We start from the raw sequence: 12,130 nt of genomic DNA on the forward strand, positions 1-12,130 counted from the left end.
GCATGTTCCGCATCCTGTTCAGAAGTTCGGGTTCTTCCGGTTAGGAAGCTGTTTTGGATTGGTTTTATCTCCTCATCCGATAGCTTGCTATAGGAATAAAGCTTTCCTATTTCCTTTCCGGGAAAAACGTAATCCCCTGGCCGAAAGTGAAGTTCTAAGTAGAGGTCCTTTTCCATGACCTCTTCCATCAGGCGCTCCCCATCCACATACTGCAAATAGCCTTCTTTATTGCTTTTTAAGGGAAGGTTATAGGAGTAGTTGGACCTAATTTTTTCCAGATCAAAATTGGAGTCGGCAGCTTGTCCTATTTCTTCCGGAAATAGCGTTTTTAAGTTTTGAGAAAGGTTTTTGGAGATTTTACCAATGATATTATCTGCCTGTATGCTATTGGCCACATGGTGGATAAAAACAATCAATAAAACAATATTTGCCAGGGTCATCACCAAGGCAAAAAAGACCGAAATAATCGGTATAAACTCCAATTCTTCCGTATCCTTAACCGTATTTAATACAATCAAACAGTAAATAAATAAAGAAACGTATGTCCCTAAAACTGTTTGGTTGATTCGGTCATACATGAAATTTTTGATCAACCTGGGACCAAATTGATTACTTGCCAGGGTAAGGGCCACCAAGGTTATTGAAAATACAGTGCCTGCTACCCCAATCATGGCGCCGGCAATGGTGCTAAGAATATTTTTGGCCGCATCCGGGCTGCCGGGAAATAAATACTTCCATGAGCCCATTGGCTCAATTGCCTGTATGCTGTCCAAATAAACAAGCCAAAAGGGAAGAGCTATGCCTAAAATTATAATCCATACAGGCACAAACCAAAATGTTGACTTGAGCTTAGACCACCAGAAAAGCAATTTCTTCATAATTAACCATGTAAGTGACTAAACCCAAGTTACCAAATAAGCCTCAATATCCTACAAAAATAGATTGTATGGGGGCCACTGAACAATTAATTTCCCGGTTATGTAGATTTAGCTCATCCTTACAAGGCTTGAAATTAGACTCCTGTGCTAAATATCCGCTTTAATTCTTAAAAATAAAGTGGACAAGACCTCCTAGTTTTTTATTTCTTAACGGTAAAAGCAGCCACCATTCCTGAGGTAATGATCCCCATAATTGGTGCACCCAATATACTTTGAATCATATAACTTCTAAAATTAAAGTAATCATTGGCCTCTTGTGGGGTCATTTTACCTGAATCTACTGCATAGGCAATGACATTTTCAAAATAGTCAGGCGTGATGATAGAGAGGGTAATCCATTGGGTAAGTGGGGTGAGGATAGTGACTACCAGTGTTATCAACAAACCTGTTTTGACTCCCTGCCAATAGGTCATTCTGCCTGCATAGTAAACCTTTCTTTTTTCCAATAAGCCTAATACATAGATGAAAATTGCCGGGATGGCAATAAAGTTGGTATAAGTCGCATGATGGGCAATGTAGGTATCATGCAAGCCTACGGAGCGTTCGATAAACATCCAAATCAAGCCCATAAAGGCAAAGATTAAACCCCACTTGATTTCAATGAGATACTTTTTCATTGTTTATTTTTTACATTGAATACAACCCAAAGGTATTTCCTTCGGTATCCATAGCTATTGCACAATAGCCATGTTCACCAATTTGAAATTTAGGCTGAATTACTTGACCACCTGCGGCTTCTATCCTGCCTTGCTCCACTGCACAGTCTTCACACGAAAAATAGACCAGTGTACCTCCGGTTCCGGGCCTCATCTCGCTTGATTTTACCAATGCACCGGATGCATTGATTCCTCCATCTACATAGGGGAAGCCCACCATTCTTAAGTCTCCGGCTCCTTCTGGTACAGTCATGTCTTCCAAGGTTTGGTCTAATACTTGACTATAAAATTTCTTTGCCCGATCCATATCCTCGACATAGATTTCAAACCAGTTTACGGGATTTACTTTTGAGTTCATAGTTTGTTTATTTGTTTAAAGATTGTTATCTAAATTGCTTTCTTTGGTTCGAAGACATTGACTTTTTTTCATGAATTCTAAATTTTAGAGACTATAAAAGCGGCCATTAGCTTCCACTGAGCATGTTGAAATAAATGATAAGCGCTTTTAAGCTACCGGTGGTCGGAGAGCTCTTACCAATGCACATATATTTTACCCATACTTTTACCTGATTCCAGAGAAGCATGGGCCTCAGCTAAATTTTCTATAGCATATTTTCCACCTACTATTGGTGCTATTTTTTTATTTTCATACAACTCGATAAGTTCTTTTAAGCATGTGCCGATTACTTCCACCTTATGGTCTGCAAAACGCAACATATTAACCCCGATAACTGCTTGTGCCTTCATCATCATGAAAAGAGGGCTTATAAAACCGGTTTTTAATAAAAAAGAAAGGTCATTGATCAGGTAATCCTTTTGGCCACTTCTGGCGGCACCACCAAAACAAAAGAGTTTGCCTCCATAAGTCAGTAGTTTTAAATCTTTTTTAAAACTTTTTCCGGCTACGGCATTGAATACATGATCTACGGCTCTATCGCCAAAATTTTTGATAATCCAATCCATATAATCTGTCTCCTTATAATTGATGGGATAATCTACCTTTAAAGTTCTCAGGTACTCCATTTTTTCCTTAGAACTGCATAAACCAATTACTTTTACCCCCTTTAATTGACACAGCTGGGTAAGCGCGGTACCTACTCCTCCCGCACAAGCATGAACCAAGGCAATTTCCCCTTTTCGCACTTGTTGGAAGTAATGGCTCATATAGTATGCCGTGCAATACTGTGTGGCCAGTGCACAGGCTTCTCCACCTGAAATTTCATCCGAAATCACCCCTAAAGCTTTGTAGTCTGCCAGGGCCTCGGATGCATATCCACCAAAGCGAGTAAATGCCACCACTCGCTTTCCTTGCAATGGTACAGGTACTAGGGCACCAACTCTTTTCACCTTACCTACAACTTCATACCCGGGTACAAAAGGTAGGTTAGGTGCTTCTTTGTACAAACCGTTTCTCGCCATCACATCAGCATAGTTCAAACCAAAGCCTTCGACCTCAATTTGTACCTCATGTTCCTGAGGTATAGGAGAAGGGGCTTCTTGAATTTGGAATGCCTTGTTTGCAGGTCCGTATTCAATAATTGTTGCCTGTCTCATTTCACTTAGAAAACTTGTCAACATCAATATACAATGTTTTCTTGAATTGAAGGAAATTGTAGGAAGTAGAAATAGTCCTTCACTATTAAGAAGGGATTATGATGGGTTGCAAATTTTTCTATTGGACAATAGAGAAAAAACTGTTGATAAATAAACTTTATTGAATATTTTTAACCTTTACAAAAACCACTAACAAATGAAAAATAATTTTAACCGTAGAAAATTTTTACAGTATACAGGCATTGCAGGATCTGCCGCCTTATTGTCGGGGAAAGCATTTTCCAACCCTTATACACCCGGAAAAGAGGATGAAATTGGCCTTTCTAAATGGGAGCTGGAAACCCCATCCTTGTGCCTGGATTTGGACATTATGGAAGAAAACCTCCAAAAGGTGCATAAGCATCTCGAGGGTACAGGTATTGGCGTAAGGCCACATACCAAAACACACAAGTGTCCTGCCCTTGCAAAACTTCAAATGGAAGCCGGAGCGGTGGGTGTTTGTACAGCCAAATTGGCAGAATCCCAGGTAATGCTGAAAAATGGTATTTCACAGGTACTGATGACAGGGGTGAACATCAGTACCGGCAAAATCAGGAAGGCCATGGAATTGCGTAAAGCGCATAAAGGATTTATTCAGGCTGTAGACAATAAGCAAAATGCCCGGGATTTACAGGATGCTGCGAAGGAGGCTGGAGTTATCGCTGATGTGGTGGTTGACCTGGATGTAATTCGGAGATCAGGGGTACCCACCGGTTTGCCGGCGCTTGAGTTGGCCCAATTGGTTGACCAATTACCTAATTTAACTTTTAAGGGGATTTTGGCTTATGATGGTGGGGCACAGCATGTAAAGGGGTTCAAAAAGAGGAAAGAAAGAACCATTCAAACTTTTGGTCCTGTATCAGAAACCTATGCCATGATGAAAAAATCCGGTTTGAATATGGAAATTTTTAGCGGTGCAGGAACAGGCACATACAATATGATGGGGGAGGTCTCTGGTTTTACCGATGTTCAGGTAGGCAGTTATTTGTTTATGGATACACAATACATGGCCATTGGGAGTGAGCGCAATGAAAGTTTGTACGATGATTTTGACCCGGCACTTACAGTCCTGGCCACTGTGATCAATACCAATCATCCCAACAGGCTAATAACTGATTCCGGGGCCAAAGCTTTAACCATTAATAAGCCCAGCGGCATAGTGGTTGGTGAAACGGGTTTTAATTATAATGCCGGTTCGGATGAATACGGAACGGTAACCTTCGAAAGCTCCAATAAAACGTATAAAACCGGAGATATTTTGGATGTTATTGTCCCTCACTGTGATCCTGTTGTGAATTTATACGATCGTATTTATGGTATACGCAAAGGGAAGGTAGCAAGCATTTTACCTATTTTAGGAAGGGGTCAATCTCGGTAATTTGTTAGAAGGACTTTTGCCTTATAGTATAGAGTCGTTTAATTAAGGGCTGGCTTGTATTTAACCCAATAGGCAAAAGTACAAGTCACGCCACAATAACGATTGAAAATTTTCTATGGGTCAAAGCCTACCATTTAGCCATTGCTCAGCTTTTGGCTTTGAGGTTCTACCTCTTTTGGCTTACTTACATCTTCCACTTTGCCTTTTGGTTTTGAGGTTAACATGCCCAACATCATGGCAAGCGAGGTAAATATGATTACCTGTATGATCAGTGAGTCATTGATTATAGGAATGGACATGCTCAACGGTACACTCAAATACAATAGAATAGTTACCAAACCTCTTGGAGAAATAAACATCAAAGGCAAAAGGTTAATTTTAAATATTTTTAAAATTAATGCCCTCAACAAGAAAATACCTGCAGTGATAGAGACAGACCATATTAAGGTTTCGGTATTGATTAGTTCATTGGTTTCAATCAAGAATCCAAACACAAGAAAGAATAAAGTACGAATCAAGAAGGTAAGCTCCATGGTGAGCTCTTTAAACTTTTTAATTTCTTTTTTGAAACTTTTTGTGTGCAGTTTTTTCACGAAAACGCTTTGCTTGAGCTGGTTGAGGTTGCCTATAAACAAGCCAAAAAGAAGTATAAATATTAATGCGGGTAAATGGTAAAGCTCCGAGACCGCAAAGATCAATACAATCATTAAAATAATTGGAGCGAATTTTACCGGATGTTTGATGCGACTTAACAAGAAAGCCAGCATAATTGTAGCAAAAAAAGTAACGATTAATATCATGACTATCTCCCCAAAGAATAGGCCTAAGGTTTTGACGTTCATGATTTTCTTTTCCAACAAAAAATTAAAAAGGAGTACTCCAAAAATATCAGAAACACTGCTTTCATACGTTACAAATTCGCGGTTTACCGCTCTTAAGTTTTGTACGGAAGGTATGGCAATGGCGCTACTTATAATAGCAAATGGAATAGCGTTAAGTAATGCAGTTTTAAACGCTACATCAGAGAAATACTGTATGGCATAAGCCAAGCCAAGACTGATAACGATAACAGGAATAATAGCAACTAAAACTGTTTTTCCTACAAAAGACAGCTTTGATGTATCAAAATCCAGCTCTAAGGCCCCTTCCAATACGATTAGCACCAAACCGATGGTGCCAAGAAAAGGCAGTACGGTTGTTAGATCCGGAATATCCAAATCTAAGAAGCCAGCGGCTTGGTTGGCTGCCCAGCCCATAGCAAATAACAAAATCACTGGCGGGATTTTTGTTCTTGCTGAGGTGATATCAAAAAAATATGCAAAGAGCATTAAAGCACAAAGCACAATAATTATGGGTAGGGTCATAGATAGGTGGTTTAGGTTTAGGGGGTTTTTACCTGTTAAATTTATTCAAACCCCTCTATTCCTCATTCATTTAATGCATGTTAAGCATAAATTTACGATAAAGTCTGTCAAGTTAAAAGTTTAGCTTTTATTAAAGCTAAATTTTTTATTAATTACAAGTGGTTCTTTAAAAACAATAAATTACCTTCCTAACCGACTTATGAAACTTATATTCGCAGTATTCTTTTCTGTTTGCGTACTATTTCAATATCCGGTTTTTGCCCAAAATTCCTTGCCCATAGGCACTCATCCACCAGCTTTGACATTTGACCATTTTCCCAACAGGAGCTTTGCCTTCGTGTGGAGAAATTGGAACCTGGTGAGCCCCGAGAAAATGGCAGAAACCATACGCTGTAAGCCGGCGGACATTCTTAAGCTTGCGGAGCTTATGGGCTTAGGAAACCAAACGTTGCTACCCGAGAAATTCCAAGATCAAATTTATATAAGCCTTTTGCGAAGAAATTGGCATTTATTGCCTTATGACCAATTGCTTACCTTGATGGACATGGATCAGGAAAGACTTGAATTTGCACTGAAAGAAGATGACTTTCTATTCCATAAATTTGGGAACCTCAAACCGGCATGTCCGGAGCTTAGATTTACAAATCCTACAGCTGAGGAGGTAAAAAAAGCAATGGCCATTAAAGAACTTATCCAACCGATCATTGAAAAAAATAATACAATAGAATCAGAAGAGCTTTTTGAATTTATTGAGGCACTCAAAACCTTTGATGAGGAAGAAGTTTTTATTGACACGGACTCTTTGCAAAAGGATCAGTTACGTTTTATTTATTCCTATTTTGGAATTTTTGGTGACCCTTTGATGGACGAAGAAAATGATCCCTTTCCCAATGGTCTATTGCAAAAACTAGCCCAAAAGGGTGTTAATGGAGTGTGGATGCATGTAGTACTCAGCCAACTTGCGCCTCAGGGGGAGATGTTCCCGGAATTTGGAGAAGACAGTGAAATTCGCTTAAAGAATTTGCAAAAAATAGCTCGGAGGGCCAAAAAATTCGGTATAGATATTTATCTCTATATGAACGAACCTCGGGCACAGCCCCAGGCATTTTTTGATCACCGTCCCGAAATGGCCGGAATAAAAAAAGATGGTTTTGCTACCATGTGTACAAGTGACGAGCAAGTAAGAAATTGGATGGAAAAATCGCTTACCCATGTTTTTACCCAAGTTCCGGAATTGGGAGGTGTTTTTACTATCACTGCTTCAGAAAACCTTACCAACTGTGCTTCGCATGGAGGGAAGGACCAGTGTCCTCGATGCAGTAAGCGACCTTATGAAGACATTATAGCAGAAGTTAACCGTACCATTGCCAATGGGGTACATGCTGCCAATCCTGAAGCAAAAGTTATTGCTTGGGACTGGGGATGGAATGGACATGGCATGGCAAGAGAAGTGATCGATAAATTGCCCGAAGATGTATGGTTGATGTCTGTAAGTGAATGGGCCAAGCCTATTGAAAGAGGAGGGATAACCAATACCGTAGGAGAATATTCCATATCTGCTGTAGGGCCGGGACCTAGGGCCAAATCACATTGGAGTGGGGCAAAAAAGAATTTGCTAAAAACAGTTGCCAAAGTACAATTTAACAATACCTGGGAGTTGTCTGCCATCCCATGGATACCTGTCATGGATTTGGTGGCTGAACATGCAGCAAATTTGGCACAAATGGATATAGATGGTGTCATGTTAAGCTGGACTTTAGGATCCTATCCATCGCCCAACCTAGAAGTAGCGAAAAAATTCTCCGATAATCCGGATGCAACAGAGGAAGAAGTGCTAAACGCACTGGCTCTTGAAAGATACGGAAGAACCGCTGTACCCTATGTCCGAAATGCCTGGACTACCTTCAGTACAGCTTTTAAAGAATATCCTTATGATATTCGAGTGGTTTATTCTGCTCCTCAACAATATGGACCATCCAATTTACTGTTCCTGAAACCCACAGGTTACCGGGCAACAATGGTTGGTTTTCCTTATGATGATTTGAAAGGCTGGTCCGGGCCCTATCCCCCTGAAATCCTGATCTCCCAATTTGAAAAAATGGCCCATCAATGGAAAAGAGGGCTTAAATTTCTGGAAGGAGCCATTGAAGTTACAGAAGAGGAGGCATCAAAAAAACTATTGGAAGAAGACCTTAACCTGGCCAAAGCTGCCTATCTTCATTTTCAATCGGTTGGCCAACAAGGTCGGTTTATCATGGCCAGAGATAGGTGGCTTGAAAGCCAAAAAACTGATAATGTTATAAAGGATCAGGTAAGAGAAATTTTGGAGCAAGAAAAACAAACGGCCATAGCAATGCTTGAAGTGGCAAGTAAAGATTCCAGAATAGGATTTGAAGCCTCCAACCAGTATTATTATGTACCGCAAGATTTATTGGAGAAAGTAATTAACTGTCAATATTTAATGGATAAAATCAATAAATAGACGCAATTGCTATAAAACTAGAGCCATGGTTTTTTCCACGGCTCCTGCTCATCCGGTTTCTTACCACCCATTCATGAGCTTGTAATTGAGCTAAGTGCTTTCTGCCTATTCAATGACAAGATGTTTATTTTTAGGGTATTTGACCTCATATTTCAATGCAAGCTGTTTGGTAGATGTCGGTGGCAACTCAAACTTCCATTTAACTTGGCCGGTTTTAGGGTCATGTTTTCCACCGGAAAGGCTCTGTATCTCTACCTCTATTTCTTCTAAGGTAGATACAGGCACCTGGTCCAAAATTACCATTGAAATAGGCTGGCTCTTATTGTTTTTGATGGTGGTTTTCCATATCCTACTTGCTGTTTTTTTGTTTCCTAAAAAAGATTTTTCTGTAAAGTCCTTTTCTTTTTCTCTCTTTACAGTCACCATTTTATCTCTTCCAAGTGAGATTTCCAGGGTGTCGGAAGCGTAGCGTATATCAAGCAGGCTTTTACCTACAAAGGTTTGTTCAAAAAACACATTGGCCTCTCCTTCCAATAGTTGATATTGCGCCCAGTTCGAAATCCCTGCAATCAGGTAAGCATTGTTATTGACCTTGGGTACAGCAAAGTATTGATAGGAAGCGGGCAATTCATAAGTGACCATATCTACAGTATAATTTTTACTGTCAGATTTTATGGAGTAAGGGGTGTTAATTTCGAAGGAAACGGCCGTTTGGTTTTCAACCTGTGCCATTGGAATGGGTTGACTTTGCATTTCCTGTACATCAGCCATGTCGAAATTTGCCTCTTGCCCTTTAGCCATTCCTTTTACCCGTTTATTGATGCCGTAACCGCTTACTACCACTTCGTTCAATGCTACCTGATCTTCTCTCATTACCACATTCATAACCTTCCCTTTGATTGGCAAAGTTTGTGAAACAAAACCAATATACGAATAAGTCATTTGGCTGGCCCGATTCGGTAGGGTGATGCTGTAATTTCCGTCAAAATCTGAAACGGTTCCAATGGTGGTCCCGGTCACATTAATATTTACACCGGGAAGCCCCACTCCTTCAGCATCCATTACTTTCCCTGTCACAGCATTTGTTGTTTGTGAATAACGCGGAGGAGCTGTATTGTAATTAAGCAGATAAGGTCGTAATTCCGGTGCCACACCTGAAACACTTGGCTCGGCTGAAGAGAAGGTAAGTTTTACATTCTCCCAATCTACTTTGGTGTCCTGGCGGACATTCGCTTTGTAGTGCAAGCTTACCGGGCTATTTATATCTTTTGCTCGGATGTCATAGGAAGGATACCAGCCTGCATTTTCCACGAGGTAAGACAATTCAAAGGAAAAACTACCGGTAACTTTAGCATCTACTCTCACCAATATTTCCCCTGTAGGAAATTCTTTTTCTCCCGACAAGGAATTGATTTGATCCTTAAGATTCTTTTTCTTCTCAAGTAATTGTTTTATAGTATTGTTCCTTTCTATGGTTTGGAGTTTGAGGGCAGTGAGTTGGTTGCCATAATATTCAGCAGCTTGTTTCAGGGTGGCTACATTAAGCGTTTCATTTTTACCTCCTATCAGTCGGTTGGTTTGTAGAAAAGTGATCTCCTCTTGAGCAATCGACAAATAGGTGTTTTCCAATTCGATCTTTTCGTTGAGCTGCTCAAGGGATTTTTCCAGCTTAAGAAGGCTGGAAGATTTTTCTGATTGATCTAAAAAATTTTGCTGGTGATTAATGCCCAAGACGGTTAATTCCCCTCCCGCTTTTAATTGTATGCTTTTGTGGGCTATAAAAGGGGAAAGGTTGGAAAACTTGACAATGGATTCTCCCTTGGTCAATTGGACTGTTTCTTTTCGTAGCACCTGTGCACCTTTTAGAAAGACGGTGGCTTCTACCACCTTGGATTTGACTTCTTTTTCAGGTATTTCCTTAGCGAAAGATTGATTATAAACCAGGAAGAACAAAAAGATGGACAGCGCTTTCATAATTATTGGATTGAATTGTTATAATACAAAGAGGATAAGTGAACTTCTTAAAAAAAAGTGTTTTGTTGCCGATGATTAGCAAATGAACACACATTGCTTTTTGCCCACTTATTTTCCCTATACGAGGCTGCAACAATAAAAGTCACAAATCAGGCCAAAAATCTTTATGTGGAAAAATGTATTGAAAGGATACTCGGAATTAAATGTCAAAGATCAATAATAAATTGATGGAGCTATAAAATTTTACCCCAAAATAAATGTCCGGACACTAGCATCTTTTACCATTTCTTAACTATTTTGAATGAGTAAATGTATGGAAATTGTAGAAAGAGAATTGGCTAACAACAGGTTGTTCGACTCAATTTCTGTAAAAAAAATAAACCATGGGAAAGGAAAAATATTCAACCGGCTTTTTTTTCGTTATGCTATGCTTTTGTTCGTTTGTGACAAATGCTCAGGAAGATAAGGCCGCCCGTGAGGGTTACCTAAAGGAGCTAATCCGTTTGCAGGAGAAACCTTCTAGTCATGATAGTTTTGTAAGTATTCATGACCAAACATGGGAAGATTGGATAGAAAGAACAGGAGAATTACCTCCTAATTTTGGTGTTACTCCCTCCATTCCTTTTCTGCCTGATCCATTGATCATTGGAGAGGGCAAGGAAAATGAGAAAGTGACCACCATGGCTCAATGGGAGGCACAGCGTGCGTACTTCAGGCAACAAGTAAAGCATATCTTTTCCGGGACTTTTCCTGATCCTCCCAATAATTTAAAAGCTGAGATTTTGTCCGAAAAGACAGAAAATGGGGTTAGGATCCAGATGATTGAACTCAGGTTTGGAGAAAACCACAAGGCCAAATTGACCTTGGAAGTGTTTACCCCCCCGGGTGAAGGTCCCTTTCCTGTATTTATGACGCAATGGAACCACCGAGGATGGGCACAGATAGCTGTAAGGAGAGGATATATGGGGCTAATATATGCCGGGGCAGATGCAAAAGACGATACCAGGGAATATTTGGAACTTTATCCTGAATACGATTGGTCAACCTTAATGGCCAGGGCTTGGGGAGCCCATAGAGCGGTGGATTATTTGTATACTTTGGATGAGGTGGACAAAGCCAAAATAGCCATAACCGGTCATTCCAGAAATGGGAAACAATCCCTGTTTGCTGCTGCCTTTGATGAGCGGATTACCGCTACCATTACTAGCAGTGGAGGAACAGGTGGAGAATTTCCTTACCGCTATACCGACGAAAGACACTCCAATGAATCCATTGATTATTTGGTTTCCAGACGAACGCATTGGCTTCATCCCCGCATACGATTTTACTCCGGTAGAGCGCATAAAATGCCCATCGATCAAAATTCATTAATGGCGCTAATTGCTCCCAATGCCTTAATGTTGAGTTCTTCCATTCGAGAAGGAGGTGGAGGTGATCCCTGGGCCATTGAGCAAATTTATACTTCATTGACCAAAGTATATGGTTTTCTTGGTGTACCCGAAAAGTTGGGCATTCGCCTCAGGGATGGTCAACATGCTGTAGCAGAAAGAGATATTGAGGCTTATGTGGATTGGTTGGATATCCAGTTTGAAAGAAAGGATCTCCCATGGGAGAATCAGCTCTTCTATAATTATAGCTTTGAGCAATGGAAAAAAGTGGCTGGGGAGTCCATTGAGCTTAGCAAGTTTCCTATTCAGCAAGGCCAAAATATTCCGGCCAATAAATCCTATTTGGAAAAGACTCAG

At 40.3% G+C, this 12,130-nt stretch carries 8 protein-coding genes and 1 pseudogene; 3 read left to right on the forward strand and 6 right to left on the reverse strand.

The genetic code is table 11. The features are described from left to right. The 4 genes from AAC037_RS08600 to AAC037_RS08615 form a co-directional block, all read right to left on the reverse strand. On the reverse strand, positions 1 to 878 hold an 878-nt coding region (locus AAC037_RS08600; RefSeq protein WP_339902600.1), incomplete at its 3' end, for a DUF2254 domain-containing protein. Between the two features lie 200 nt (positions 879 to 1,078). Beyond that, a complete protein-coding gene (locus tag AAC037_RS08605; RefSeq protein WP_339902601.1) occupies positions 1,079 to 1,555 on the reverse strand; it encodes a DUF4199 domain-containing protein in 477 nt (158 codons plus the stop codon). Positions 1,556 to 1,565: 10 nt separating this feature from the next. Then, positions 1,566 to 1,952 carry a VOC family protein gene (locus tag AAC037_RS08610; protein WP_339902602.1) on the reverse strand — a complete coding sequence of 129 codons (387 nt, stop codon included), beginning with the start codon at positions 1,950 to 1,952 and terminating at the stop codon, positions 1,566 to 1,568. A 173-nt stretch (positions 1,953 to 2,125) separates the two neighbouring features. Continuing rightward, positions 2,126 to 3,172: a zinc-binding dehydrogenase gene (locus tag AAC037_RS08615; protein WP_339902603.1), complete on the reverse strand. Its 1,047-nt coding sequence runs from the start codon at positions 3,170 to 3,172 to the stop codon at positions 2,126 to 2,128. Positions 3,173 to 3,344: 172 nt separating this feature from the next. On the opposite strand from AAC037_RS08615, the gene AAC037_RS08620 reads away from it, so the two are divergent. Next, on the forward strand, positions 3,345 to 4,565 hold the full coding sequence (locus tag AAC037_RS08620; RefSeq protein WP_339902604.1) for a DSD1 family PLP-dependent enzyme: 1,221 nt from the start codon (positions 3,345 to 3,347) through the stop codon (positions 4,563 to 4,565). Positions 4,566 to 4,699: 134 nt separating this feature from the next. Here the strand turns inward: AAC037_RS08620 and AAC037_RS08625 are convergent, their stop codons facing one another. Next, positions 4,700 to 5,929, reverse strand: a complete 1,230-nt coding sequence (locus tag AAC037_RS08625) for a cation:proton antiporter (RefSeq protein ID WP_339902605.1) — start codon at positions 5,927 to 5,929, stop codon at positions 4,700 to 4,702. Positions 5,930 to 6,128: 199 nt separating this feature from the next. Between AAC037_RS08625 and AAC037_RS08630 the strand changes: the two genes are divergently transcribed. After that, positions 6,129 to 8,411 (forward strand): hypothetical protein, encoded by a 2,283-nt coding sequence (locus AAC037_RS08630; RefSeq protein WP_339902606.1) that lies wholly within the window; start codon positions 6,129 to 6,131, stop codon positions 8,409 to 8,411. 105 nt (positions 8,412 to 8,516) lie between these two features. On the opposite strand, the gene AAC037_RS08635 is transcribed toward AAC037_RS08630, so the two are convergent. Further along, entirely contained in the window at positions 8,517 to 10,385 is a 1,869-nt protein-coding gene (locus AAC037_RS08635; protein WP_339902607.1) for a mucoidy inhibitor MuiA family protein, read from the reverse strand. 383 nt (positions 10,386 to 10,768) lie between these two features. On the opposite strand from AAC037_RS08635, the pseudogene AAC037_RS08640 reads away from it, so the two are divergent. After that, positions 10,769 to 12,130 (forward strand): annotated as a pseudogene (locus AAC037_RS08640) (hypothetical protein); the annotation flags it as partial.

Origin of the sequence: uncultured Cyclobacterium sp., from assembly GCF_963976465.1 — a bacterium.
Lineage (GTDB): Bacteria > Bacteroidota > Bacteroidia > Cytophagales > Cyclobacteriaceae > Cyclobacterium.